This is a genomic window from Clostridioides sp. ES-S-0001-03 (assembly GCF_020676075.1).
Lineage (GTDB): Bacteria > Bacillota > Clostridia > Peptostreptococcales > Peptostreptococcaceae > Clostridioides.
In genome coordinates, this window is record NZ_JACVWJ010000002.1 from 411,909 (window position 1) to 437,402 (window position 25,494).

Annotated in this window: 29 protein-coding genes and 1 other annotated feature; of the genes, 23 read left to right on the top strand and 6 right to left on the bottom strand. The window is 27.9% G+C overall.

Annotated features, from left to right (window positions below; translation table 11 throughout):
* Nucleotides 1–148 precede the first annotated feature (148 nt).
* The 21 genes from IC174_RS05080 (at nucleotide 149) to IC174_RS05180 (ending at nucleotide 18,624) form a co-directional block, all read left to right on the top strand.
* Nucleotides 149–520, top strand: a complete 372-nt coding sequence (locus IC174_RS05080) for a CidA/LrgA family protein (protein ID WP_227482301.1) — start codon at nucleotides 149–151, stop codon at nucleotides 518–520.
* Entirely contained in the window at nucleotides 513–1,202 is a 690-nt protein-coding gene (locus tag IC174_RS05085; protein WP_227482302.1) for an LrgB family protein, read from the top strand. The genes IC174_RS05080 and IC174_RS05085 overlap by 8 nt, the downstream gene beginning before the upstream one ends.
* A gap of 511 nt (nucleotides 1,203–1,713) precedes the next feature.
* The gene (locus IC174_RS05090) at nucleotides 1,714–2,580 is read left to right on the top strand and encodes a YitT family protein (RefSeq protein WP_227432788.1); all 867 of its coding nucleotides are present in this window, start codon (nucleotides 1,714–1,716) and stop codon (nucleotides 2,578–2,580) included.
* Between the two features lie 245 nt (nucleotides 2,581–2,825).
* Nucleotides 2,826–3,635: a hypothetical protein gene (locus IC174_RS05095; protein ID WP_227482303.1), complete on the top strand. Its 810-nt coding sequence runs from the start codon at nucleotides 2,826–2,828 to the stop codon at nucleotides 3,633–3,635.
* Between the two features lie 159 nt (nucleotides 3,636–3,794).
* A complete protein-coding gene (locus IC174_RS05100) occupies nucleotides 3,795–4,859 on the top strand; it encodes a CAP domain-containing protein (RefSeq protein WP_227432791.1) in 1,065 nt (354 codons plus the stop codon).
* 27 nt (nucleotides 4,860–4,886) lie between these two features.
* Entirely contained in the window at nucleotides 4,887–5,606 is a 720-nt protein-coding gene (locus IC174_RS05105) for a polysaccharide deacetylase family protein (protein WP_227432793.1), read from the top strand.
* A gap of 25 nt (nucleotides 5,607–5,631) precedes the next feature.
* Entirely contained in the window at nucleotides 5,632–6,216 is a 585-nt protein-coding gene (locus IC174_RS05110) for an anthranilate synthase component II (protein WP_227432795.1), read from the top strand.
* A gap of 1 nt (nucleotide 6,217) precedes the next feature.
* Entirely contained in the window at nucleotides 6,218–7,567 is a 1,350-nt protein-coding gene (gene pabB / locus IC174_RS05115; protein ID WP_227432797.1) for an aminodeoxychorismate synthase component I, read from the top strand.
* Nucleotides 7,557–8,297 carry an aminotransferase class IV gene (locus IC174_RS05120; protein WP_227432799.1) on the top strand — a complete coding sequence of 247 codons (741 nt, stop codon included), beginning with the start codon at nucleotides 7,557–7,559 and terminating at the stop codon, nucleotides 8,295–8,297. Before pabB ends, IC174_RS05120 begins: the two co-directional genes overlap by 11 nt.
* Nucleotides 8,298–8,333: 36 nt before the next feature.
* Nucleotides 8,334–9,035, top strand: a complete 702-nt coding sequence (locus IC174_RS05125; protein ID WP_227432800.1) for a hypothetical protein — start codon at nucleotides 8,334–8,336, stop codon at nucleotides 9,033–9,035.
* Nucleotides 9,036–9,060: 25 nt separating this feature from the next.
* Nucleotides 9,061–9,633 (top strand): GTP cyclohydrolase I FolE, encoded by a 573-nt coding sequence (gene folE, locus IC174_RS05130; RefSeq protein WP_003429416.1) that lies wholly within the window; start codon nucleotides 9,061–9,063, stop codon nucleotides 9,631–9,633.
* 66 nt (nucleotides 9,634–9,699) lie between these two features.
* Nucleotides 9,700–10,491 (top strand): dihydropteroate synthase, encoded by a 792-nt coding sequence (gene folP / locus IC174_RS05135; RefSeq protein ID WP_227432802.1) that lies wholly within the window; start codon nucleotides 9,700–9,702, stop codon nucleotides 10,489–10,491.
* A gap of 10 nt (nucleotides 10,492–10,501) precedes the next feature.
* Nucleotides 10,502–10,867 (top strand): dihydroneopterin aldolase, encoded by a 366-nt coding sequence (gene folB, locus IC174_RS05140; protein WP_227432804.1) that lies wholly within the window; start codon nucleotides 10,502–10,504, stop codon nucleotides 10,865–10,867.
* Nucleotides 10,860–11,366, top strand: coding sequence for a 2-amino-4-hydroxy-6-hydroxymethyldihydropteridine diphosphokinase (gene folK, locus IC174_RS05145; protein ID WP_227432806.1), 507 nt, complete (start codon nucleotides 10,860–10,862; stop codon nucleotides 11,364–11,366). The genes folB and folK overlap by 8 nt, the downstream gene beginning before the upstream one ends.
* Nucleotides 11,347–12,132: a 3-deoxy-7-phosphoheptulonate synthase gene (gene aroF / locus IC174_RS05150; protein WP_227482304.1), complete on the top strand. Its 786-nt coding sequence runs from the start codon at nucleotides 11,347–11,349 to the stop codon at nucleotides 12,130–12,132. The genes folK and aroF overlap by 20 nt, the downstream gene beginning before the upstream one ends.
* Nucleotides 12,133–12,395: 263 nt before the next feature.
* Entirely contained in the window at nucleotides 12,396–14,183 is a 1,788-nt protein-coding gene (dnaG, locus tag IC174_RS05155) for a DNA primase (RefSeq protein ID WP_227482305.1), read from the top strand.
* Nucleotides 14,184–14,200: 17 nt separating this feature from the next.
* Nucleotides 14,201–15,367 carry an RNA polymerase sigma factor RpoD gene (gene rpoD, locus IC174_RS05160; RefSeq protein WP_227432810.1) on the top strand — a complete coding sequence of 389 codons (1,167 nt, stop codon included), beginning with the start codon at nucleotides 14,201–14,203 and terminating at the stop codon, nucleotides 15,365–15,367.
* A gap of 148 nt (nucleotides 15,368–15,515) precedes the next feature.
* Nucleotides 15,516–16,205, top strand: coding sequence for a class I SAM-dependent methyltransferase (locus tag IC174_RS05165; protein WP_227482306.1), 690 nt, complete (start codon nucleotides 15,516–15,518; stop codon nucleotides 16,203–16,205).
* Nucleotides 16,206–16,218: 13 nt separating this feature from the next.
* Entirely contained in the window at nucleotides 16,219–17,316 is a 1,098-nt protein-coding gene (locus IC174_RS05170) for a Nif3-like dinuclear metal center hexameric protein (RefSeq protein ID WP_227482307.1), read from the top strand.
* A 62-nt stretch (nucleotides 17,317–17,378) separates the two neighbouring features.
* Nucleotides 17,379–17,960 carry a flavodoxin family protein gene (locus IC174_RS05175; protein WP_227432814.1) on the top strand — a complete coding sequence of 194 codons (582 nt, stop codon included), beginning with the start codon at nucleotides 17,379–17,381 and terminating at the stop codon, nucleotides 17,958–17,960.
* 142 nt (nucleotides 17,961–18,102) lie between these two features.
* Entirely contained in the window at nucleotides 18,103–18,624 is a 522-nt protein-coding gene (locus tag IC174_RS05180) for a GNAT family N-acetyltransferase (protein ID WP_227432815.1), read from the top strand.
* A gap of 342 nt (nucleotides 18,625–18,966) precedes the next feature.
* On the opposite strand, the gene IC174_RS05185 is transcribed toward IC174_RS05180, so the two are convergent.
* From IC174_RS05185 to IC174_RS05195, 3 genes are all read right to left on the bottom strand, one after another.
* The gene (locus IC174_RS05185; RefSeq protein WP_227482308.1) at nucleotides 18,967–19,569 is read right to left on the bottom strand and encodes a TetR/AcrR family transcriptional regulator; all 603 of its coding nucleotides are present in this window, start codon (nucleotides 19,567–19,569) and stop codon (nucleotides 18,967–18,969) included.
* Between the two features lie 244 nt (nucleotides 19,570–19,813).
* Nucleotides 19,814–20,533: a hypothetical protein gene (locus tag IC174_RS05190; protein WP_227482309.1), complete on the bottom strand. Its 720-nt coding sequence runs from the start codon at nucleotides 20,531–20,533 to the stop codon at nucleotides 19,814–19,816.
* A 298-nt stretch (nucleotides 20,534–20,831) separates the two neighbouring features.
* Nucleotides 20,832–21,299 carry a pyridoxamine 5'-phosphate oxidase family protein gene (locus tag IC174_RS05195; protein ID WP_227482310.1) on the bottom strand — a complete coding sequence of 156 codons (468 nt, stop codon included), beginning with the start codon at nucleotides 21,297–21,299 and terminating at the stop codon, nucleotides 20,832–20,834.
* Nucleotides 21,300–21,445: 146 nt separating this feature from the next.
* Nucleotides 21,446–21,712 (top strand) — a binding site (T-box leader).
* Nucleotides 21,713–21,882: 170 nt separating this feature from the next.
* On the opposite strand from IC174_RS05195, the gene IC174_RS05200 reads away from it, so the two are divergent.
* A complete protein-coding gene (locus tag IC174_RS05200; RefSeq protein ID WP_227482311.1) occupies nucleotides 21,883–22,434 on the top strand; it encodes a tryptophan transporter in 552 nt (183 codons plus the stop codon).
* Between the two features lie 118 nt (nucleotides 22,435–22,552).
* Here the strand turns inward: IC174_RS05200 and IC174_RS05205 are convergent, their stop codons facing one another.
* From IC174_RS05205 to IC174_RS05215, 3 genes are all read right to left on the bottom strand, one after another.
* Complete coding sequence (locus tag IC174_RS05205) at nucleotides 22,553–23,029, bottom strand: HD domain-containing protein (RefSeq protein ID WP_227432822.1); 477 nt, start codon at nucleotides 23,027–23,029, stop codon at nucleotides 22,553–22,555.
* 118 nt (nucleotides 23,030–23,147) lie between these two features.
* On the bottom strand, nucleotides 23,148–24,245 hold the full coding sequence (locus tag IC174_RS05210; RefSeq protein ID WP_227482312.1) for a DUF5808 domain-containing protein: 1,098 nt from the start codon (nucleotides 24,243–24,245) through the stop codon (nucleotides 23,148–23,150).
* On the bottom strand, nucleotides 24,238–24,627 hold the full coding sequence (locus IC174_RS05215; RefSeq protein WP_227432825.1) for a GntR family transcriptional regulator: 390 nt from the start codon (nucleotides 24,625–24,627) through the stop codon (nucleotides 24,238–24,240). The genes IC174_RS05210 and IC174_RS05215 overlap by 8 nt, the downstream gene beginning before the upstream one ends.
* 206 nt (nucleotides 24,628–24,833) lie before the next feature.
* On the opposite strand from IC174_RS05215, the gene IC174_RS05220 reads away from it, so the two are divergent.
* The gene (locus IC174_RS05220) at nucleotides 24,834–25,289 is read left to right on the top strand and encodes a hypothetical protein (protein ID WP_227432827.1); all 456 of its coding nucleotides are present in this window, start codon (nucleotides 24,834–24,836) and stop codon (nucleotides 25,287–25,289) included.
* Nucleotides 25,290–25,494: the final 205 nt, after the last annotated feature.

Consider the following 25,494-nt stretch of genomic DNA (forward strand, 5'->3'; position numbering starts at 1 on the left):
GTATGTATTTTATTAAATTAAAATAAAAATAAATTTAAAGAGAGATTGTATTAAATCATAACTTTCTATTTGAAGAAAGATATTTGCTTGTTTATAAGACTACAAATATATGGTTTGAAACAATCTCTTTAGTTTTTGGAGGTGGAAAATGAAAGTTTTCAATCAATTAGTAATAATTTTATGTATATGGGTAATAGGAGAGTATATAAGTTCATTTATACAAAGTATTATACTTATTCCTGGGAGTATAGTTGGTATGCTATTATTATTCCTATTGCTACAATTTAAAGTGTTGGATTTAAGCAGTATAGAAAATATAAGTGGATTTTTCCTTGATAATATGGCTGTATTTTTTATACCAGCGGGAGTGTCTCTTATAAAATCACTAGACCTAATAAAAGAAAATGTATTAGTACTTTTACTAGTTATATGTCTAAGTACATTAGTAGTAATGTACACCACTGGAATTATAGTGGAAAAAATGATAAAAAAGAAGGAAGAAGGACAAAAGAATGTATAATGTATTACAAACACCAGTATTTGGTATAATAGTAACAATCGTGTTTTTTAATTTAGGGAGATACATTCAGCGAAAAACAAATAATCCTATATGTAACCCTATGTTAATTGCTATTGTAGGAATCATATTATTTCTAAGCATAATAAAAATTCCGTATGAAAATTACAAGATAGGAGCAGATAGCATAAATTTCTTTTTAGGACCTGTTACAGTAGTGCTTGCAGTTCCACTTTATAAACAGTTTGAATTATTTAAAAAGCATATGCTTGAGATTGTTATAGGAATAGGTTGTGGTATAATAATTTCTTTTGCATCTGTATTAATAATTGGTAAAATAGCTAATTCAGATGTAAGTATAATAAACTCACTTATTCCAAAATCTATAACAACACCAATGGGAATATCTTTAGCAAATTCTTTAAATGGTGTAGAGTCAATAACAGTAGTAGCTATAATTTTTACAGGTATTTTTGGTGGGATGGTTGCTTCAACTGTATTTAAACTTGGAAATATAAATCATCCAGTTGCTAAAGGAATTGCACTTGGGACATCAGCACATGCTCTGGGAACAACTAAAGCTTTTGAACTTGGAGAAGTAGAAGGAGCAATGAGTGGAGTTTCTATTGGGGTTTCTGGTACGATTACAGTAATATTAATCCCAATTATAATGAATTTTATGTAAAAATATAAAGTAACAATAGGCGTCTTTGAATACTTAAAACAAAATAAAATAAAAAAATTTTAAAGTAAAAACTGAATGAAAAAATTGCAAATAATGAAATAAAAAAATCATGTACTGAAATTATAAAAATAAAAATTTCATTTAAAACTTAATTATGAATAAAGAATTATATGGTTAAGTTTACTAAAATACTATAAAAATAAATATTTAAGAAAAAATACTATAAATTTACTATATTGCAAGTTGCATAATATATAGTATCATATTGTGCTAGAAGAATTTTAATTTGGAGCATAAATGAGAGAATTTAAGTACTTTGAAATTTTGGAATATAAAAAAATGCACTAGACATATATATAAAAGATACTATAATAGATGATGTAATAGATGACAGTTCAAGAAACTCTATGAAAAAATTTGCTTGAAATATTATCTATTACATCAGTAATAATATATATAAAAGTAAGTTTTTAAAATTCTAAAGATTTATAAGAATTGAAGGGAGAAAGAAATGAGTGAAGTTAAGAATACCCTACAAAAACATCCAGCTTTAAGATATTCAACAATGCTACTGGGGATGTTGATGACATCTATAGGAATAAATGGGTTCTTAAGACCAGCACATCTATTAAGTGGAGGTGCTACAGGTATAGCAACATCTATAAACTATTTGACAAATATCAATGTGGGTCTATTAACATTTTTAATCAATATTCCAATATTTATTTTAGGTTTTATATACCTAGAAAAAGAATTTTGTATTTCAAGTTTATTAAATATGATTGTATTTTCATTATTATTAGGTGCAACTCAGGAAGTAAGTAATATCATACCTATCAATGATATATTGCTTCAAAGTGTGTATGGAGGTATATTATCTGGTTTAGGAGTTGGTATTGTATTTAGAACTAGGTCTTCTCAAGGTGGTACAGACATTATAGCTGCAATACTAAAAATTAAGAAAAATATAGAAATGAAAGATACTGCTTTAGCAATAAATGGTTTGATAGTACTTACAGGAAGCTTTTTATTTGGTTTAGATTTAGCATTATATACTCTCATAGGATTATTTCTAAATGCATATTCAATGACTTTTATTAAAGATGCAATGAATTATCAAAAATCTGTTATGGTAATGTCAACTGAAGTCGATTTGATAGCAGAAGACATAATGAGAAGTTTAGTTAGAGGTGTAACTTTCTTGGATGCAGAGGGTGCATACACTCATCAAAAAAAGAAGATTATATATACAATAGTTGCATCAAGTGAGATACCAAAGATAAAGGATATAGCTTTAAAATATGATAAAAAAGCATTTATATCTGTAAATGATGTTACAGAGGTAAAAGGAAGAGGATTTAAAGCAAAAGACTTATAAACTATAAAAATATAAGCTGAGGGTTTGTAATATGTAAATTTATATATTATAGTCCTCAGCTTCTTTTATTTAAAAATATAATAAATATGGTTTATTTACTATTTGTGTATCACTTTAAAAGAGGTTATTTTAAAATTAAAATTGAAAAAATTACTCAATGTGTAGAAAACATGACCAGTATTAGGATATAATAAATTTAATAGATTTAATAAAATATCTATGAATAACGTTGGAGGAATGGCATTATGAATTTATCTAAAGAATATGTTGATTTGTATGATAATTATTTAAAATATATAAATGAAGTAAATAAAGAGATTAAGAGCATAAAAAATATGAAAAAACGTGTTTTAAAAAAGGGTGATTTTGCATCAGAAAGTGAAGTCTTGGAATTAGAAGGAAAAACAATTCGTGATATAGATGATGTCGATACAAAAAAGCCAAAAAACAAAATATATAAATTTTCTAATGGAGATGTATATGTAGGAAAGTTTTTAGAAGGAAAGATGGAAGGTCAAGGTTCATATACTTTTTTTGTTGATGAAGGAACTGATATGGAGTACATAGGAGAATTTAAACAAGATAAAAAAAATGGAAAAGGAAATTTTGTATTTTCAAACGGTAATGAGTATATAGGTTATTTTGAGGAAGACATGATGAATGGCATTGGGAATATGCTCTATAACAGTAAAGATGAATATATTGGAACTTGGAAGAATGGCAAAAAAGATGGAAAAGGTATTTATAAATGGAATGAAGGATGTATATATGCAGGAGAATTTAAAGGTGGAAAGATGGAGGGATATGGTATTTGTTATAATAGTGAAGGAGAAATACTTTATGAAGGAGAATGGAAAAATAATTTGATTCATGGAAAAGGAACTTACATATGGTCAAAAGGAAAGAAGTATGTAGGAGAGTTTATGCATGGTAAAAAACATGGTCAAGGTACTTTTTATCTAAATAATGAATTAGTTTATGAAGGAACTTGGAAATTTGATAAGCCATCTATCTTTGATAGAACTTTAGATGAAATATTTTCATTAAGATTGTAGCTTTATCTATTAATAGGTAAAGCTTTTTTATAATACTTATTAAATAAAAAACATATAAAGAGATGTTAATAGGATTTAATTAGTATATATTATCAGTATTAATACATGATAATGTATATATTAGAAATTTTTAGTGAAGCTTTTTAAAGGAGGAATATATTGAAAAAATTAATTGCTTTAGTATTAGTAATACTTATTGTTTTATTTTATAGTCCTGAATTATTGAGAGAAGTAGATGATTTGAAGGAAAAATTTTTTCAAAGCGAAATATGGAATGAGTTTTTAGATAAAATAAACTTAAGTGATAATTCAAAGAAAAAGGAAGATGAGAAAAATCAAAGCTCACAACTAAATAATAATGGAGAGAATAATTTAAACGAGACTAATATAAAAAATTTTGAAAAACTAAATTTAGGAGAAAACTTAAATCAAGTTTTAGCTAATATTGGAAAGCCTGGTAGAATTGATACTAGTGAATATGGATTTGACTGGTATGTATATAATCAATATGGAAAAGATTTTGCAATGGTTGGTGTTGAAAATGATGAGGTAGTTGCACTTTACAGTAACTCTATGAACTCATGTGAAAATCAAGATATAAAAATAAATCAAGATAGACAAACAGTAAGAAACAAGATTACTCCATTAAAATATAAGAAAAAAGGAAATACTAGATATATAATAAATTCAGAAAATCAATATGATATAATAAATAAGGAAGGTAAATATATTACAATTTTCTACGATATTCATGAAAAAAATAGAGTTTGTTCATATTTAATAATTGATAAAAGTACAGAAGATGAGTTCAAAGAATTATATCCAACTGATAAAGAAGAACTTAAAAAATGCTTTGAATTTGAAATTATAGACCTTGTAAATAGTGTTAGAAATCAAAGAGGATTGAATTCACTAAGATACAGTGAGCAAGCCACTTTAAGTTCAAGAAAACACAGTGAAGATATGAGAGATAATAATTTTTTTGACCATATAAACAAAAAAGATGAAACTCCTTTTGATAGAATGAAAAGAGAAGGAATAATATATACTTCAGCAGGAGAAAACATAGCAGCAGGACAGATTAATGCAATATATGCACATGAAGCTTGGATGAATTCAGAAGGACATAGAAAAAATATTTTGGGGAATTATAATAATATTGGAGTTGGAGTAATATTTGGAGGAAGTTATAAAACGTACTACACTCAAAATTTTTATAAATAACTAAAATATTTGAAAGGAAGTTTAAAAATGACACCAGGGAAAAAAAAGACAATATTTAAGAGTTTAATAGCAGTAGTCTTGTTTTGTGGAATAATACTAATAGCCAATTTTAGTAAAGTTTCTGCTTTAATGATGGAAACGAATGAAAATATTTTAATTAAACATGGTTCAAGGGAAAAGAAACTAATAGCAATTACCTTTGATGATGGACCTCATCCTAAAGAAACTGATCAAGTTTTAGATGTGTTAAAGAAGTATAATGTAAAGGCTACATTTTTTATAGCTGGAAAACATGCACAGTGGTATAAAGAACCACTGGTAAGAGCAAGTAAAGAAGGGCATGAAATAGGAAATCATACTTTTAATCATCCTGATATAAGCAATTTAACTTCTAGTCAAATTGAAGAGGAGATTGTTAAGTGTGAAGAAATTTTAAAGAAAGTTACTGGAAAGAAACCTACATTATTTAGACCACCATTTGGGAGTTACAGAGAAAAGGATTTAGTAGAAATTGCAAAAAAGCATGATTACAAAGTAGTTTTATGGACAGGCGTAGATGTGAGGGATTGGAAAAATCCTGGAGCTAATAGTATCGCAGATAAAATAATTAATAAAGTACAAAATGGAGATATAATACTTTTACATGACTATGCAACTGATGATACAGTCAAAGCTTTGGATATATTTATTCCAAAGATGATAGAAAAAGGTTTTAAGTTTGTTACAGTTTCTGAATTAATTAAATAATTTTTTGGGGGGGGAGATTTATAGTATGATTCTCATGATAGACAATTATGATTCTTTTGTGTATAACTTAGTACAATACATAGAAGAATTGGGGGAAACAGTTATAGTAAAAAGAAATAATGAAATAACATTAAGAGATATTGAAGAACTAAATCCAGAGATAATTGTGTTATCTCCAGGTCCATGTTCTCCAAAAGAAGCTGGGGTTTGTATAGATATTGTTGAATATTTCAAAGATAAGAAGCCTATACTAGGAATTTGTTTAGGTCACCAAACTATTGGACATGTTTTTGGTGGTAACATAATAAAAGCACAACAACCTGTTCATGGAAAAGTATACAGTATAAACCATAGTAATAAGGGAGTTTTTAGTAGTCTTAAAAATCCTTTAAATGTTACTAGGTATCATTCGCTTATAATTGATTCTGATACAGTTCCAGATGAACTTGAAGTTACAGCAACAACAAGTAAAGGTGAAATAATGGGAATTAGACATAAGAAGTATTTAATAGAAGGAGTACAATTTCATCCAGAAGCTATTTTATCAGAGTATGGTCATGAAATGCTGAAAAACTTTATAAAAGAAGCTAGGGAAAGGATACATAGATAAAATGATAAGAGAAATAAAAACTAAATTAAATTCTTTTGAGATATTTACTATTTTTAGAAATGAAAATGATAGTTTTATATTAGATAGTGCTATGGACAAAGAAAAGTTAGGAAGATATTCTTTTATAAGTAGCCAGCCATTTAAAGTGTTAAGATATAAAAATACTGATGAAAATCCATTAGAAAATTTGAAAAAAGAATTAGATAAATATAAAGTTGTAAATAAAACTGACTTACCGTTTATAGGTGGAGCTGTAGGATATTTGTCTTATGATTTGGGAAATTATATAGAAAAATTACCTAGAACTGCTATAGATGATATTGAGATGCCTGATATGTATTTTGGATTTTATAACCATGTTATAGTAATAGACCATTTGAAGGGAAAAACTTACATAGCCACTCCAGATATAGATATAAAAGTAGAAGAAAAAATAATAGCTGATATAGAAGAAAAAATATTAACAGGAGAGAAAAAAGGAATAGATAGTATATGCTATCAGGAAAAAGATGTAAAACCTATTCAACTTAAATCTAACTTTACAAAGGAAGAATTTAAAAATGCAGTTGGAAATGTTAGAGAGTACATAAGACAAGGTGACATATATCAAGCTAATTTGACACAAAGGTTTAGTGGGGAAACAGAATTGACAAGTTTTGAGTTATATAGAGATTTAAGAAGATTTAGTCCAGCACCATTTGGAGCATTTTTAAATTTTGAAGAAGCACATATCTTATCAAATTCTCCAGAGAGATTTATAAGATGTATTGATAAAAAAATAGAGGCAAGACCAATAAAAGGCACTCGACCAAGAGGTAAAAATAAGGAAGAAGATTTAAAGCTTCAAGAGGAACTTAAAAATAGCGAAAAAGATAGAGCAGAGTTACTTATGATAGTGGATTTAGAAAGAAATGATATTGGTAGAATATCCAAAACTGGAAGTGTCAAAGTTCCAGAGTTGTTTGTAATTGAACCTTATGCAAATGTAAATCATCTGGTTTCAACAGTTGTAGGTGAACTAAAAGATGATAAGGATGCTACTGATATAATAAAAGCAACTTTTCCAGGTGGTTCTATAACAGGAGCACCTAAAATTAGAGCAATGGAAATCATAGACGAACTGGAACCAACACAGAGAAATGTATATACTGGTTCAATTGGATATATAGGTTTTAATGGTGATATGGATTTTAATATAGCAATTAGAACTATAATAAAAAAAGACAAAAAAGTATACTTCCAAGTTGGAGGAGGCATGACTTGGGATTCTGACCCAGATGAAGAATACCAAGAAACACTAGATAAAGCAAAATCTATAATGAAAGCCTTGAGGGGATATTATGAAGAATAATTTAAGCTTTAATAGTAGCTTGAGTAAATTTGGAATTGGGTTATTTGAGACTATTAAAGTTAAAGATGGTATAGCTATAGATTTAAATACACATATAGATAGGATGCTCAATTCGATAACATGTTTGGATTTGAATATAAATTATGAAAAGCGATTTCTAATAGATGAAATTATTAAATACATAAAAAAAGAAAATATTATTAATAAAGCACTTAGGATTACCGTTTTTGATGAAGGTTACAATATATCTATTAGAGAAATTCCATATAATAAAGAAGCATATAATAAAGGTTTTAAATTGACTATATCTCCTATAGTTAGGGGAGATAGCCTAATTTATAGACATAAGACTACTAATTATTTTGAAAATATATATACTAAAAATATTGCAAATAAGAATGGATACAATGATGGTATATTTATAAATTCAGATGGTGTGATTTTAGAATGTTCTATGAGTAATATATTCTTTATAAGAGGAAGTAAAGTATATACACCCAGTAGTAAATTACCAATTTTAAATGGAACAATAAAAAAAAGGATTATAAAGATTTGTGACGAATTACATATAGAGTTGATGGAAAATGAAATTAACATATCAGAAATTAGTAGTTTTGATTTTGTTTTTGTCACAAATAGTCTTATGGGAGCAATGAAAGTTACAGAAATTGACAAGACAGAATTTGGCAAAGAAAATATTATTTTTAATAAAATAATAGAGTGTTTGTAATAAATTAAAATATTAACAATTTATTGGAGATAAGAGATGGCAAGTCATACTTATAAAGTATATAGTGAAAATATTAAAAAAATAATAGACAATCCAAATACATTAGCAGTATTTCTAGTGGGTTCTAGTAAAGATGTAGATTTTAGTTTTTATAATGTAGAAGTTAATGATATTGATGTATTCGTTTTTGTAAAAGAAGGGGAAAAACAAGAGCGAGTACTGTTTGAACAAAAGGGAATAGAATTTGATATAAATTATTTTTCAAAAGATGGTGTAAAAAAATTATTGTCAGATAGAGAGTACTTCTTTGTGAAAGAGATGAAGGATGCTAAAGTACTATTTGATATGGAGAATATATCCAATACTATAAAAGATATGAGCAGAGATATTTACTTAAAAGGTCCTAGCAAATTGTCTTTAGAAGAAAAGTCTTTTTTAAAACAAGATATTGAAACAAAAATATCAAAGTTGAAAAATAAAGAAAAATTTGATGTTTTTGAATATCATTTTTTGACGAATTTATATTTAAAAGATATAATAATTGGGTACTTTAATATAAATGATAAATGGGTACCAAAAGATAAAAAATTGCTAAAAGTTTTGAAAAAAGAAAATAAGGAACTTTTTAACCTAGTATCAAAGGTAAGTGAAAGTTATGACTATCAAAAACTTTTAGATGTTTATAATTATATTTTTAAAGAAATTGAGACAAAAAAGATTATAAAATTAATCTTCTAGTCACGAGTCAATGGGGGGAGTTTAAATGAATAAAGTAGATAAAGAAAAAATACAACATGCAGTAAGAGAAATATTAGAAGCAATTGGTGAAGACCCAGATAGAGAAGGTCTAATAGAGACTCCAAATAGAGTTGCTAGAATGTATGAAGAGATATTCTCTGGTCTTAGTGAAGAACCAAGAGACCACTTAAAAGTTCTTTTTGCAGATGAAAAGCATGAAGAACTAGTACTAGTAAAAGATATTCCATTTTATTCATGCTGTGAGCATCATTTGGTTCCTTTTTTTGGAAAGGCACATATTGCTTATTTACCAAAAGGTGGAAGACTTACAGGGCTTTCTAAGCTTGCTAGAGTAATAGACACATTAGCAAAAAGACCTCAATTACAAGAAAGAATTACTAAAAATGCAGCAGACATAATAATGGAAGAGCTACAGCCATATGGTGTTTTAGTAGTAGTGGAAGCTGAACATATGTGTATGACAATGAGAGGTGTAAAAAAGCCTGGTTCAAAAACTGTTACATCAGCAGTTAGAGGTATATTTGAAAAAGATATTGCATCAAGAGCTGAGGCTATGAGTTTAATTACTATGAAGTAGTAAATTATTGTAGATAAAAATCGTTTGATAAGATATAAATTTTAATTTAAGGGAGTGTCATTAACTGTGTTTGATTATGGTAAAAGAACTTATATAATGGGTATATTAAATGTAACTCCAGATAGTTTTTCTGATGGAGGAGACTTTAGTAATTTAGACATAGCAATAAAACATGCAAAAGAAATGGTTGAACAAGGTGCTGATATAATTGACTTAGGTGGTGAATCTACACGTCCAGGTCATAGATATGTAGATTCAGAGGAAGAACTAAGAAGAGTAATCCCTGTGATAAAAAAACTTAAAAAAGAATTAGATATACCAATATCAATAGATACTTACAAGGCAGATGTTGCAGAAGAAGCTCTAAAATTAGGTGTCACTATGGTAAATGATGTTTGGGGGCTTAGAAGAGATAAGAATATGGCTTCTGTAGTAGGAAAATATGATGCAGAAGTATGTATAATGCATAATCAAGATGGGACAAACTATGACAAAGATATAATGGAGTCAATAAAGGACTTCTTTAAAGAGAGCATAAAAATGGCAATAGACTGTGGTGTAAAAAAAGAAAAAATAGTTCTTGATCCAGGGATAGGGTTTGGGAAGACATTTGAGCAAAATATAGAAGTATTAAGAAGATTAAATGAATTGAAAGAATTAGACTATCCTATTTTACTTGGAACATCTCGAAAATCAGTAATAGGGAAAGTACTTCCAGTTGAACCTAAAAAGAGATTGGAAGGAACAATAGCTACTACTGTACTTGGAATAAGAGATGGTGTAGATATAGTTAGGGTGCATGATGTTTATGAAAATTTAATGGCAGCTAAAATGACTGATGCAATATATAGAAAGTAGGTGTAGTATAATGGATAAAATATTACTTAGTAATCTAGGATTCTATGGATATCATGGTGTGCTTAAAGAAGAAAATTTTCTAGGTCAGAAATTTTTTGTCGACATGGAACTTTATGTTGATTCAAGAGAAGCAGGACTTAGTGATGATATAAATAAATCTGTAAACTATGCTGAAGTTTATAGTGTTGTTAAGGATATTACAGAAAATAAACAATTTAATCTTTTGGAGGCTTTGGCAGAGAACATTGCTGAAGAAGTCTTAAATAAATTTAACCTTGTAAATGGAGTTATGGTTAGAGTTAGAAAGCCAGAAGCTCCTGTAAATGGAATTTATGACTACTTTGGTGTTGAGATAAGGAGAACAAGAGATGAATAAGGCTTATTTGGGAATAGGGACGAATATGGGCAATAGATTTGATAATTTATCAAAAGCATGCGAACTTTTGAGAGATAGTGATTCTATATATGAAGTAAAAGAATCAAAATTATATGAAACAAAGCCATGGGGATATACAGAACAAGCAGATTTTCTAAATATGTGTGTAGAGATAGAAACAGAGTTTGAACCTTATGAGTTGTTAGAATATTGTCAAAAAATAGAAGAAGAATTGCATAGAGAGAGAATAGTACATTGGGGTCCAAGAACTATTGATGTAGATATACTATTTTTTAATGATGTAGTTTCAACTGATGAAAGATTACTAATACCACATCCAAGGATTCAAGATAGAGCTTTTGTTTTGATACCACTTATGGATTTGAATGAGGAACTTTTAATAAATAAAAAATCAATAAAAGAATATTTAAATCTCCTATCTGCTAAAGAAATAGAAGAAGTAAAGGAGCTTGTAGGTTATGAGAAAAAACCTATTTAATGATAATTCAAAGATAGTGATAAATACAAATGATAAAGAAATAACTGTAAAAGAAGATAAACTTGTAATAGCTGGGCCATGTGCAATAGAAAGTTATGAGCAACTTTTAAAGACTGCTAAATTTGTAAAAAGTCATGGTGCAAATATTTTAAGAGGAGGAGCATATAAGCCAAGAACATCACCAAACTCATTTCAGGGATTAAAAAAAGAAGGTCTTGAAATATTAAAAGCAGTTAAAGAAGAGGTTGGGATAGCTGTTATTACAGAACTTATGGATATAAGAGATATGGATGAATTATATAGTATCAGTGATATAATTCAAATTGGCTCAAGAAATATGCAAAACTTTACTCTTTTAAGTGAAATCGGAAAACAAAATAAGCCTGTTATGTTAAAAAGAGGAATCGCATCAACAATTACTGAATGGATAGGTGCAGCAGAATATATAGCAATAGAAGGAAATAGTAACATTATAATGTGTGAGAGAGGTATAAGAACATACAATGATTATACTAGAAATACATTAGACTTAGCGGCTGTACCGATTATTCAAAAAGAAACGGGACTTCCTGTTGTAGTAGACCCAAGTCATGCTACTGGAGTTAGATATTTAGTAAAACCTATGTCAATGGCATCACTTGCATGTGGAGCAGATGGAATAATGGTAGAAGTTCATCCAGACCCAGAAAATGCTCTATCAGATGGGATTCAATCTCTCTGCTTTGATGAATTTGAAGATTTGATGAAATCAATTAGTGTTTATTAAAAAGAGGCAAGAGCCTCTTTTTTATTCGTGATAGTTTTGATGTAAATTTATAAGATAATAGATATATAATTTAATAGTTAGATTATTTGACATAAATAAAAATCTAATATTGATGTAATTAACATAAAAAATAAAAATTTTTTGATTAATAAGAAGGATATCAATAAAAAAAGTCGAATTCTGTATATTGAGTGATTGACAAATTTAGAATATAGTGTAGAATAGAAATGTTAACACAAAAAATTACACCAGAAGGTGATAATATGAATGATATAAAAGACGTTATCGAAGAAATAAAAGCTAGATGTGATATAGCAAGTATAATATCTGAATATATGAATATAAAACAATCTGGAGCTAATTATAAAGGATTATGTCCATTTCATGGAGAAAAAACTCCATCTTTTTATATAAATACATCAAAACAAATTTATAAGTGTTTTGGTTGTGGTGAAGGTGGAGATGTGATAAATTTTGTCATGAAAATGGAAAATTTAGATTTTATGGATGCTGTAAAAATTTTAGCAAATAAATGTGGTATAGAAATTAATACCAACATGAATGAAGAAACTAGAATGAAAATAGAGAAATCTAAAAAGTTTCAAGATATTCATACAGAAGCTGCTAGATTTTATCTTTCAAACTTATTGGGAAGTAAAAATCTTGGGTATGAATATTTAAGGATTAGAGGATTAGATGATAAAATAATTAAAAAATTTGGTCTAGGATTTTCTTTGGATTCATGGAATTCTCTTATGAATGCTCTTATTAATAAAGGGTATACAAAACAAGATTTATTGGAGTGCGGTCTAATTGCAAGAAATAGAGATGGAACTAATTGCTATGATAAATTTAGAAATAGAGTTATGTTTCCTATATTTGATTATAGAGGAAATATAATTGGATTTGGAGGAAGAGTACTAGATGATTCTTTACCAAAATACTTAAATTCTCCAGACACATTAATTTTTAATAAAAAACAAAACTTATATGGACTAAATTTTGCTAGAAAAAATTTAGATAATAAAACTATAGTCTTAGTTGAAGGATATATGGATTTAATTTCACTTTATCAGTATGGTATAAGAAATGTAGTAGCAACCCTTGGAACAGCCTTGACTGAACAACAAGGTATTTTAATAAAAAGATATGCGGATACTGCTATTATATCTTATGACTCTGATGAAGCTGGAATAAAAGCGACTTTAAGAGCTATAGATATACTTATTAAATTAGGTATTACTGTAAAAGTTTTGGATTTGAAAGACTCTAAAGACCCAGATGAATTTGTAAGAAAGTACGGACTTAGTGATTATAAAAAGGCAATGGATGTTTCTACTCACTACATAAAATATAAAATAGATCATCTTAAAAAAGAATTCAATATTCAAAAAGATGAAGAACGAGTGAAGTTTGCAAAAGAAGCTTCTAAGATTATAAAACAATTGACAAGTCCTGTAGAAATTGATTTTTATACAAAATATTTAAGTAATCAAATAGATATTAATGTCGAGTCTATAAAAAGGGAAGTGTATGGTAAAAACTACAATAAGCCATATAATAAAAACCAGAAAAAGATAGAAGAAAAAGTAATTGAAAAAGTCGAAGTTAGACAAGATGGAAAACAATTAGTTGAAGAAACTCTAATAAAAATAATGTTAGAAGACAAAAAAATTAGAGAAATAGCTCTACTTAAAGTAGAAGAAAGTGATTTTTTATTGAATGAAAGTAAAGAAATTTTAATTTACATGATTAAAAATCAAGAATTGGACAAAATAACTATTGACAAATTGAAAAGTTTAAACATATCCGAAGAATACTTAAAAGAATTAAATTCAATTTCTTTGAATAGTATAAACTTAGAGAACACAAAAGAAATAGAAGGAATAATAACAAATATCAGAAAGAACTCATTAGAAGAACAAATTAATAACTTGTTGAAAGAACAACAGGAATTAGAAAATAATAATGATATGAAAGAGGTAGATGGTAAAGTTATGGAAATTGCTTTAAAAATAGTTGAGATAAATAAAATTTTAAAAAGCTTGTAGAGAAAGGAGGTTTGAGTGTGGAAAATAAGTCGAATAAAAAAGAGTTAAAAAAAGTTACCGCTAAGACACTAATAGAAAAAGGAAAAAAGCAAGGTTCATTGACGCTTGCAGAAATAATGGAAGCTTTTTCTGAAACTGAACTTGATAAGGATCAGGTAGAAAATCTTTATGAAACTTTAGGTAATTTGGGAATAGAAATAACAGAAACAAAGAACTATAAAGCTGATATAGACTTTTCGGCTACTGATGACGATTTAAATATGAGCCACATAGATGAAGATGCAGAAGTAATTTCACATGAGGACTCTTCTGCAATAGAAATAGAAACTGTGGATTTATCTTTACCAAAAGGGATAAGTATAGACGACCCTGTTAGAATGTACTTAAAAGAAATAGGAAAAATTCCTCTACTTAAGCCACATGAAGAGGTAGAATTTGCTAGAAGAATGCATGAAGGTGATGAGATAGCAAAGCAAAGATTAGTTGAAGCGAACTTAAGACTAGTTGTAAGTATAGCAAAAAGATATGTAGGTAGAGGTATGCTTTTCTTAGACTTAATACAAGAAGGAAATTTAGGTCTTATAAAAGCTGTTGAAAAATTTGACTATACAAAGGGCTATAAGTTTAGTACTTATGCAACATGGTGGATAAGACAAGCTATAACACGTGCTATAGCAGACCAAGCGAGAACTATAAGAATACCAGTGCATATGGTAGAGACTATAAATAAATTAATAAGAGTATCAAGACAACTACTTCAAGAACTTGGAAGAGACCCAAAACCAGAAGAAATTGCAAAAGAAATGGAAATGACAGAAGATAAAGTAAGAGAGATAATGAAAATAGCTCAAGACCCAGTGTCTTTAGAAACTCCAATAGGCGAAGAAGAGGACAGTCATTTAGGAGATTTTATTCCAGATGATGATGCACCAGCTCCAGCTGAGGCAGCAGCATATTCTTTACTTAAAGAACAAATAGAAGATGTACTTGGCTCATTAAATGATAGAGAGCAAAAGGTATTAAAGCTTAGATTTGGTCTTGAGGATGGAAGAGCTAGAACTCTTGAAGAAGTTGGAAAAGAGTTTGATGTAACTAGAGAAAGAATAAGACAAATAGAAGCAAAAGCACTAAGAAAATTAAGACATCCAAGTAGATCAAAAAAACTTAGAGATTATTTAGATTAAAAAGATACATCATTAATGTTTTTGCAATAAAGGCCATGGGATAAGTGATATCTCATGGCTATTTTGTGGTAGAGATTTTATATTATTTTTTATCTTGGTTTTAGTTTAAAATCAAGAACAAATAAAAAGATTGAAAGGAGATATATCTTTGAAACTAACAGATAGATTATTAAAAATAGCATCATTGGTGTCAGATGGTAAAAAGATAGCTGATATAGGAACGGACCATGGATACATACCAGTTTATTTGCTAAAGGAGGAAAGAGTTCCATTTGCAGTGTTGGCAGATGTTAATAAAGGACCTCTTGACAATGCACGAAAAGAGGTCATACAGAACAATCTTTTAGAGAAAGTCGATTTACGATTGGGTTCTGGTATAGAGGTACTAGTAATAGGTGAAGTTGAAGAAGTAATAATTGCTGGTATGGGAGGTATATTGATAAGTGAGCTTCTAGAAGCTAAAAAAGAAGTAGCACATAGTATAGAAAAATTGATATTACAGCCTATGCAGGCACAAGAAGAGCTTAGACGCTATCTTCTGAATAATGGATATGAAATTTTAACAGAGGCTTTAGTGAGAGAAGATTTTAGGATATATGAAATAATAGTTGCCAAATATACAGGTAAAAATACTATAATAGAAGATGAGATACAGTTTGAAGTTGGAATAAAACTTTTAGAAAATAAAGATTCTCTTTTTTATGACTTTGTAGAAAAAAAAATAAAAACATATAGTGCTATAGTTAATCAACTAGAAGGTAAACATGGAGAAGAAATAGATAGGAAGAGAGAAGAAAGTAAAATAGCAATAAGAAAACTTGAAAATTTAATAAAATAAATAGGAGGTAAATATGTTACTGAAGAGTCTTACTAGAAAAATTGAAAAAAAGTATCCTCTAAGCTTAGCTGAAGATTGGGATAATGTAGGTCTTATAGTTGGAGATTTTGATATGGATGTAAAGAAGATTCTGGTATCCTTAGAAGCCAATGAAAATGTAATCAATGAAGCTATATCTCAAAATGTTGATTTAATTGTTACACATCATCCTTTTATATTTGGAAAAATTAATAAGATTAATAGCGCCGACTTAAAAGGTAGACTTATACAAAAACTCATTAAAAATGATATAGCCCTTTATTCTATGCATACCAATTTTGACATAGCATTTGATGGTCTAAATGATTATTTCATGGAGATTATGGGATTTAATAACTCAAAAGTTTTAGATGTCACTGAAAATGAGACTTTATACAAACTTGCAGTATATGCTCCATGTAATTATTCAGAAGTGTTGAGAAAGGCACTAAGTAATTCAGGAGCAGGCCATATAGGAAATTATAGTAACTGTACATTTTCTATAGAAGGAGAAGGTCAATTTAAGCCATTAGAAGGCTCAAATCCGTTTCTTGGAAGTATAAATGATATAGAAAGTGTAAATGAGGTTAAAATTGAAACTGTAGTACCACAGAAGCATTTAGGTGGAGTGATAAGTTCTATGATAGATGCACATCCTTATGAAGAAGTTGCTTATGATTTGTACAAGCTAGAAAACAAAGGAAAAACATTTGGATTAGGTAGAATAAGTAAACTTGATGAAAGTACAACATTAGAAAATCTTTCTAATAAAATAAAAGAAAAATTAAATATGAAGCATATAAGGGTAGTTGGAAGTCTTAATACCGAGATAACAAAAATTGCTGTTGTAACAGGAGCTGGTTCTGAGTTTGTGAAAAAGGCTAAGAGACAAGGCGCAGATGTTCTAATAACTGGTGATGTAAAATATCATGAGGCACAAGATGCACTTGATATGGGAATATGTATAGTAGATTGTGGACATTTTGATACAGAAGATATATTTAAACATGTTATGAAGAGATTTTTGGATGAATTTGAAGAGATTGAAACAATAAAAAGTAATGTATATTTAAATCCATTTAGTATCATTTAATGGTACTTGATAATAAAAGCACTATATAAAAAATAAATTTGATTTTGATTAGGGGGATAAAAATGAAAGTAGCAGTGATTTTTCATAGCGTTTGTGGAAGTACATATTTATTAGCAAGGGAGTATAAAAAGGTACTTGAAGAAATGAATATAGAGGTAGATATATTTAAAGTAAGTGATGAGGTTGCAAAAACACTTCCTCAGTACTATTTGATAAATTCAAAGGAACATAAAGATGAATTTGAAAGTATAAATGTAATTAAATCTGGAAAAGAATTACTAGATTATGATGCAATATTTATGGGTTCACCAACATATTATGGAAATGTATCTGGTCAAATGAAGATGTTTATGGACAGTTTTTCTGATGTATGGGTAGGAGCACCTTTAAGTGGAAAAATATTTGGTTGTTTTGCTACTGCAGGTTCACAACATGGAGGAGGAGAACTAGCTTTACAATCAATGAATATATTTGCTCAACATATGGGGATGACGCTTTTATCAGTTCCATGTACAGTAAGAGGAGGTCATCCAGCATATGGAATACTTCATATAGCAGGAGATAACTCTGATATAAGACCAAGTGATGATGTTAAGTTTGGTATAAGAGATTATCTAAACAGTCTTAGTATATATAAAAAATAGATATATTTTCAGCAATGGTTTAACCTTACAATTCATTTTATACTTGGACAGATATTATAATCTAAATAAGAGCTAATTAGAGTTTCATTAGACTAAAAAGATGTGGTGCGAAGGTTGTTTTATATAATAGGAGGATAGCAAAATGCGCTTTGAGAGGCTAAGAACATATGAAGATAAATTGTATTTAGAGGCAATAAAGTTATACAATGTAAGTTTTCCTTTTCATGAACAGAGAAACCCATCTTTACAAGCAGAAATTATGGGTCATGAAGAATATCAATTTAACTTAATTTATGATGAAAACGACATGGTTGGTATCATTTTATGCTGGGAAACAGAGAATTTTATTTATGTGGAACATTTCTGTATCAATCCTGAAATGCGCAATAAAAAGTATGGAAAAAGAGCTTTGGAGCTGTTAAACCAGCGAGGCAAAACTGTTATTCTAGAAATCGACCCTCCCATTAATAAAATTTCCATCAAGCGACAAGGTTTTTATGAGAGGGTTGGATATAAGGTAAATGATTTTGAACATATTCACCCACCATACCATGAAGAATGCAATGGACATCAGTTAATTTTGATGTCTTATCCAGAAACATTGACAAAAGTTGAGTATGGTAATTTCAATCAGTATTTAAGAAGAACAGTAATGGGGTTATGATTCAGAGTAGGTATAATTTATATGTGCCTTATTGAGATATTTTACGAAACATCATTTTTGCTGTTTTTAAAAATGGCAAGCATAAAAGAGTGGTATATATCAGCCCATTCTTGCCAATCATATTTTCATGCAAGTCAAGAATAAGGAAAACACCAAAACTCGTATAAACACTACATTTTTGTGAGTTGTTGGTGTTTTCTATATTTTTAACTCAGTTTTCTTTGCTTACTCATAATAACGAATGCCAAATCTTATATCAGTTTTTAATGCCATTTTCTCTCAGATATACTTTTGATGTCATTGTTCAATTTTAATACATAGATGTTCATTGTCGATATTCTCTTATTCTTCAAACAAGCTATATGGAACTTGTAAAGTTCTGCATAGTAAATTTATAATTAAAAGCATCTGTTTTTCTTTGCTTAATTCAGCAAATGATTTATCATGTAATAATCCACTGATACCTTTTAGTACAAATGGCGCAAGCCATTTAGACTCACTTAAGTCTTTTTTATCTGCTAATCTGAGTATTTCAATAATCATTGTTCTAAAAGAGGGCAGAATTGCTTCTAAGGTTAAGCTGTGAATAGATGATAAAACTGACCAATGAATAGCTCCATCAGATAATTTCGAAAATTCATCCATTCCGCTGTCATAGCATTCTATAAGTTGTTCCAATCTCATTCGTGGGGAAATCTTATCGGATTTCTGACTCATCAGTTTAGAAGTTCGCTCTCCTTGAATTTTCATGAAGAGTCTTAAGGCTTCATCAAATAATTCTTGTTTGGAAGAAAAGTAATGATAGAACATTCCAACTTCTCCACCAACCTCATTTAATATCATGCGAATAGAGGTGCTTTCATAACCGTTTTTTAGAAACAACTGTAAAGCACATTTAAGTATTTCTTCTCTTTTACCACCTTCTAAAATAGGTTTTCGTGCCATTTATTTAATCCTCCCTTAAACAGAATGGTGTTTTGCTTAAAGAATATCACAATGTATAAATAACGTCAATAATAAAAAGAATAATGTTCTTATAATTATTATTTGTGGATGAGTAATATGTTCAATTTTACCTAGTGCTATGATATATGTACTCATATCCAAAAGGAAAAATAAACAATAAAATATAAAGATGAATACAGGAAGGCAAAGAAAAAGAAGGCTAAAGCCCTCAATTTTTTATGTTTTAATCTCTAAAATCAACATTAGTAAATCCTGTTAGCGAAATGTCAATTTGATTTTTTCTCGTACCATTCTTATATTCAAATCCTTTATTCATCTTAGTAAAATAGTCTGGATAATTAATTAGACCATATTTAAGAAATTCTTTATCTGTTGCGGATAGAGAAATAGTGCTATTTTTGTATTGATTTTTTGAAGTAAATTCGATACTTGAATCTTTGGAAGTAACATTTATTGCATCAATACAATTTTCGGGTAAATCATAACTAAAGCTACCATCAAGCACATTTACATCCATATTGCATTTTATATTTGGAATATGGAGTTGAACATAGCTAGAATTGCCCATTTTAGCTGTTTTTCCTGATATAGATACAACCCATTTTCCGTTTTGTTCTATCATTTTAATATTGTAGTATTGGTTGTTGTAATTTGCTATTATTTTGTTGGATGAGGTTGGTAGTATTTCTACTCCTCCATTGTAGATGTCTAAAGAAACATTAAGGTTTTGTGCATTGTGAGGTAAGCTATCACTGCTTTTTTGTGAGTCTGCACCTACCTTGGAATTAGCAGAGGTATTGAAAGTTCCTCTATTGCTGATATCGCTATCGCCATGTATTTGTGATGATGTATGGATTTCTAAAGCTGTTGCTCCTGTTGATAATATAGTTATTATTAAAAATGTAATGAGTAGTAAAAACTTTGGTTTTTTCTTGAATTTCATAATTATTTTCAACCTCTCTTTTAATAATTACTTACTTTTTTTGATAGTTTTAATGGCAAAAAAATTCTGTAATTTATGTTGATATTTGACATATATGACTGTATTATTTTCAAGTTTTTATATGGGTGTGGAAAAATTTATGTCAGCTTGGATACAAGTAACTTTGTGTTGTATCTACATAGGTATTGAGGAAGTTCCTTAAAGTGTTTTGAGCATTTTCAATTAATAAAAATAATGATAAATAAATATATTTAAAGTGACCATACATATAGCCACTTTATTATATCGTATTAGATTATTATAAACGAGAAGCTTTACCAGAAATATGGTCTATTTCTATTTTAACTACAGTTGTCAAATTTATATCTTTTTCTATGTACTTCATACCTTCTTCAATAAAGCCCTTAGAATATTTTTTTATTATTTCTACAAGAGCATTTTTCTTTTCCTCATTGTCTACTGTTGAAGCTTTTCCAAATACTACAGCGCTAGCATATGTAGTACTAAATTTATCTGGAAGAACACTTTCATTAGCCACTACTAAGAAAGAAACCTTGTTATTTGCTGAGATATTATCTAATTTATGTCCACTTCTTGCACAATGAAAATATACAGAATCATTAAAGTATACATAATTTACAGCAACTCCATAAGGATAGCCATTTTCACTTATAGTAGAAAAAGTACCAAATTCACCATTTTTTAATACTTCTATAGTATCTTCTTTTGTCATTTCTCTCTTTTTTAATCTCATTTCTCTAAACATAATATCATCCTTCCTAATTCAATATTTAAATAAAAGTTTAAAGCATTTATAAAAATTATTCTACACTTTTTGTAAATTTTAAATAAAATAAAAAATACAGTTGACAATTATAAAAATTTAGAATATTATAATAGCAACAGCAAATTAAAAATCCTATGACAAGGAAGAGTAATTATGTTTAGCTTCAACATAGAGAGCTGAGGATGGTGGAATCTTAGCAAGAAGGAATATAGTGAATGGACCTTAGAGGAATAAATTGAAATCATATTTTTATGAGAGTAGACTTTATCGTCAGTCGCACGTTACAGCGAATAGGGTATGTAAGTACTTGATAATGAGATATATAAGAATTAAGTTTTAAGCTTATTTTTTATATAATTTAGGTGGCAACGCGGATAATCTCCGTCCTATTGATTTAGGACGGAGTTTTTTATTTTGCAAAAACTATTAATAAAGAAATTATATAATTTAAAATAAAAGGTGGTGAGAGAGATGTTATGAACTTCTAAAGCTAAAGAGAATGATATGGAAAATTGGAACGAAAATGAAATAAATATTAAACAAATTAGGGGGAAATATTACAATGAAAACAAATACAAAAAAATTAACTTTAAATGCAATACTTTTAGCTATGGGATTATTGATACATCAACTTACACCTGCTATAGGACTTCCAATGCAACCAGATATATCACTAGCAATGATGTTTATAATAATGATACTAAATAAGGATGATTATAAGATTTGTTTGGTAGCAGGAATTGTAACAGGAATATTTGCAGCATTAACAACTAAATTCCCAGGTGGTCAGATTCCAAATATACTTGATAAAACTATTACAATAAATATAATGTTCATGATAATGTATATAATTTATAAATTACCATTTATGAAAAAATTGAACAGTAAAAAACAAGATTTAATAGCTGCAACAATAATATTCCCAGTAGGGACAGTTATAAGTGGAACTCTATTTTTACTAGTTGCTCAAGCTATAGTAGGTCTTCCTGGAGCTTCATTCACAGCGTTATTTATGGTAGCAGTGGTACCAGCAATATTGATAAACTTAATAGCTGGTATGTTATTATTTAAAGTAGTAAGTATCTCTATAAGAAGAATAAGTTATCAAGGATAAGATTATATTTTATAAGCATATGACAAAAATAAATAATAAATTAATAAAGAGGTATTAAGTTAAATGTAATCTTAATACCTCTTTTTAAATTAAATTATAACAATATCAAAGACCTATTTTATATGTGGTAAGGAGAGAGTAGTGAGTGTATCCTTAGAGTCTCAACTAGACAACAAAATTTATCTAATAAGCAAACAATTAATGCTTCTTTGTATCTAGGAGGTCTAACAGTAAGTGGCCACATATGTTTTAAAATAATGTCTGTTTCTTTTTCATTTATTTGAAAGAATAAATTTGCGTTTTTTAGTGCTTCTTTAGGATGAGTAAAACCATGTAATCCCTTTCTATCACCTTTATAATGCCAGTCATAAAGAAAAAAATCATGCAGTAGAGCCCCTCTAATAACGCTTTGAATTTCAACATTTAAATGCAATTTTTTACATAATAGATAACTATAATATGCTACTGATAAACTATGTTCAAGACATGAAACATTGCCATGATGAGGAAATGTTCTCATAAGTTGTACTTTTTCAGATGAAAGTATCTCAGAAGCACAATCATTAAAGTATTTAATTTCAGTTTTTGACAACATTATGCAAATCTCCATTCCTAGTAATATATAAATACTATATTTCAATGATAATATGAAATATTTCTTATCTTACAAAATATAATACCCAATAATACAAGTAAGATACCTTTTATGGTATTTAAAGTAAAAGAGATTTTATAACACTAAAAAGTGAAAAAATTAAAAATATAGCTATAAGAATATATAATATCTTTCCAATCGGATTTCCCAAATTTATAGTCCATCCTATGCCAAATCTTTTATCAACCATAAATGATGGGTCGTTTGGATTATTATATATAATACCTCCTATCCAGTACTTTTCATCATTATCTGGAGTATAAGAAGAATTGGATTTTAAATTTGGAGAATTAATATATGTTACCATTAAATAAATTATAACTAAAAGCATTATTATATTTATAACAGTTAATAAATTTGGATTTGTTTTTAATGATAAAAAAACGATAAAGAATTGTACTATCATCATAATCATCAATATAAAAAACAAATAACCAATTTTATTTAGATATTTAATGTTTTTAGTTTTACTTTCTTCAATTTTATTTGTATCTACTTTAATTCTCGCTTTTATAGCTCCAATAGAAGTTATATATAATAAAATCATTATACAAAACTCAAGACCTATTAATTTAAACACACCAAGATAGGATTTTTTCATAAATCCATCAGGTTTTCCTGTTATAGTAGAGTGCGTAGTAATTAAATCTGGTAATTGATTATAGTTAAGCAATATAAAAATACTTATTCCAAAAGTAAGTAATACTGGTATTAAATACAATATCTTAAATTTTTTTATTATTTTATTTTTTTCATTTATAAAATCCATATCTATTACCAATTTTGAGTCTGCACTTATCTGACTTAATTCAGTGAAAAACTTGGATTTAGTCATTTTAACTTCTTTATGAATATAGATATATAATATACTTTCATATAGTAAAAACCCTATAATACTAATAGAATAAGAAAATTCTATTTTATCAAACATAAAAACTAGAGCTAAAACTAAAATAAAAATCACAATGAATCCTATAGATAAAAGTTTTTTAAATTTTTTATCAAGTATTATAAAATCAGGATAGTTTCTATGTTCTTGGTTTATAGAAACACCATAAATGTGATTTTTGCCAATAAGATGTGGCATAAAATAAAAAGTAGCATACATCAAAATTAAGGTTGAAAATATTGTAAATAAACATTCAATCTTATTCATAGTATTTCACCTCATACTTATCAAATAGATTTTTACTTAACGTCAAGAACTCTTCTTTATTGATACCTGATAAATAAGATTTTGCTACTAAAAGTTCTAAATCAATTCTATTTTTTTGGCGAGTTGAATTTTCTGTTTCCATTGGAAGTTGAGCTACAATTGCACCTTTTCGCCTATCAATATTTAAAAATCCTTCTTCTTTTAGTTCATTATAAGACTTATTTACAGTATGTAGATTTACACCAATATTTTCAGCCATACTTCTTACAGATGGAAGTGATTCATTTATTTTTAATTCTCCTGAAGCTATAGCTTTAGTTATCTCTTCTTTAATTTGTACATAAATAGACTTATCACTATTAAAATCTAAATTTAAAATCATAAAAAACCTCCATAATATCGTTATAAATAAAAATACTTGTTATATATATAGTATAACATAAAAAACATTATCAAGTACAAAATATAAATTTATATTCTACAAGATGATTTATATTATTTGTAAAAATTGTAATTTAAAAATAACATAATTTTTATCAAAATAATACAGATACTATCTATAAATAGAAATCAGAAAGGAGAAAAAATATGTTAACATATTTAATTAAAAGACAAATGAATAAAAAAGATGATGGAATGAGTAAGCCAATGATGTTTGCAGGAGCCGTGATTACAGGAGTGGGTGCATATGCAACTTATAGGATGATAAAAAACATTAAATCTAAATCTCAAATGTCTCAAATGATTGATACAGAGTATTATGGAAATAATCAATACAATGACTATAAATATGATGAGTTTGGTTATGAATGTGATTGTAGTGATAAAAAACAAGATTATGAATATGAAGAATTAAAAAAAAAAGTAAGAGAATTTAATTCAAGAAGAATAAATTGTGAAAATTGTCCACATGTTTCTCAAGAAGAAATGATGCATTATGTAAATAGTGTTAAAAATGATAAAAAAGACATTGATTTACATGAAGATGACAAAAAAAATAATATTTATAAAGAAGAAGAATATAAAAAATATGAGGAAGAATAAAGTAAGCTTTAAATAGTTAAACAGATGAGAATACCAGTTTATATAAAATTAAATATCTAAAATGTGAGTTGTAGCTTAACTTGAGAAAAATCTATACTATTTTCAAAATAGTTAAGTGTCAACTTGCATTTTTATTTTTATGTTTTTTAGTAATTGTTTGTGACTATTTTGTAATTCTAAATATATTTTAGTATCTAAAACAATT

What these genes read in the sequence shown, in the direction of transcription:
- IC174_RS05200 (WP_227482311.1), top strand. Translation starts at nt 21,883, where the DNA reads ATGAAAACAAATACAAAAAAATTAACTTTAAATGCAATACTTTTAGCT.
- IC174_RS05095 (WP_227482303.1), top strand. Translation starts at nt 2,826, where the DNA reads ATGAATTTATCTAAAGAATATGTTGATTTGTATGATAATTATTTAAAA.
- folK (WP_227432806.1), top strand. Translation starts at nt 10,860, where the DNA reads ATGAATAAGGCTTATTTGGGAATAGGGACGAATATGGGCAATAGATTT.
- IC174_RS05180 (WP_227432815.1), top strand. Translation starts at nt 18,103, where the DNA reads ATGCGCTTTGAGAGGCTAAGAACATATGAAGATAAATTGTATTTAGAG.
- IC174_RS05085 (WP_227482302.1), top strand. Translation starts at nt 513, where the DNA reads ATGTATAATGTATTACAAACACCAGTATTTGGTATAATAGTAACAATC.
- IC174_RS05120 (WP_227432799.1), top strand. Translation starts at nt 7,557, where the DNA reads ATGAAGAATAATTTAAGCTTTAATAGTAGCTTGAGTAAATTTGGAATT.
- IC174_RS05090 (WP_227432788.1), top strand. Translation starts at nt 1,714, where the DNA reads ATGAGTGAAGTTAAGAATACCCTACAAAAACATCCAGCTTTAAGATAT.
- IC174_RS05080 (WP_227482301.1), top strand. Translation starts at nt 149, where the DNA reads ATGAAAGTTTTCAATCAATTAGTAATAATTTTATGTATATGGGTAATA.
- IC174_RS05105 (WP_227432793.1), top strand. Translation starts at nt 4,887, where the DNA reads ATGACACCAGGGAAAAAAAAGACAATATTTAAGAGTTTAATAGCAGTA.
- IC174_RS05205 (WP_227432822.1), bottom strand. Translation starts at nt 23,029, where the DNA reads ATGTTGTCAAAAACTGAAATTAAATACTTTAATGATTGTGCTTCTGAG.
- IC174_RS05215 (WP_227432825.1), bottom strand. Translation starts at nt 24,627, where the DNA reads ATGATTTTAAATTTAGATTTTAATAGTGATAAGTCTATTTATGTACAA.
- folE (WP_003429416.1), top strand. Translation starts at nt 9,061, where the DNA reads ATGAATAAAGTAGATAAAGAAAAAATACAACATGCAGTAAGAGAAATA.
- IC174_RS05190 (WP_227482309.1), bottom strand. Translation starts at nt 20,533, where the DNA reads ATGAAATTCAAGAAAAAACCAAAGTTTTTACTACTCATTACATTTTTA.
- aroF (WP_227482304.1), top strand. Translation starts at nt 11,347, where the DNA reads ATGAGAAAAAACCTATTTAATGATAATTCAAAGATAGTGATAAATACA.
- IC174_RS05170 (WP_227482307.1), top strand. Translation starts at nt 16,219, where the DNA reads ATGTTACTGAAGAGTCTTACTAGAAAAATTGAAAAAAAGTATCCTCTA.
- pabB (WP_227432797.1), top strand. Translation starts at nt 6,218, where the DNA reads ATGATAAGAGAAATAAAAACTAAATTAAATTCTTTTGAGATATTTACT.
- IC174_RS05195 (WP_227482310.1), bottom strand. Translation starts at nt 21,299, where the DNA reads ATGTTTAGAGAAATGAGATTAAAAAAGAGAGAAATGACAAAAGAAGAT.
- IC174_RS05125 (WP_227432800.1), top strand. Translation starts at nt 8,334, where the DNA reads ATGGCAAGTCATACTTATAAAGTATATAGTGAAAATATTAAAAAAATA.
- IC174_RS05175 (WP_227432814.1), top strand. Translation starts at nt 17,379, where the DNA reads ATGAAAGTAGCAGTGATTTTTCATAGCGTTTGTGGAAGTACATATTTA.
- IC174_RS05185 (WP_227482308.1), bottom strand. Translation starts at nt 19,569, where the DNA reads ATGGCACGAAAACCTATTTTAGAAGGTGGTAAAAGAGAAGAAATACTT.
- folB (WP_227432804.1), top strand. Translation starts at nt 10,502, where the DNA reads ATGGATAAAATATTACTTAGTAATCTAGGATTCTATGGATATCATGGT.
- IC174_RS05220 (WP_227432827.1), top strand. Translation starts at nt 24,834, where the DNA reads ATGTTAACATATTTAATTAAAAGACAAATGAATAAAAAAGATGATGGA.
- IC174_RS05210 (WP_227482312.1), bottom strand. Translation starts at nt 24,245, where the DNA reads ATGAATAAGATTGAATGTTTATTTACAATATTTTCAACCTTAATTTTG.
- dnaG (WP_227482305.1), top strand. Translation starts at nt 12,396, where the DNA reads ATGAATGATATAAAAGACGTTATCGAAGAAATAAAAGCTAGATGTGAT.
- IC174_RS05110 (WP_227432795.1), top strand. Translation starts at nt 5,632, where the DNA reads ATGATTCTCATGATAGACAATTATGATTCTTTTGTGTATAACTTAGTA.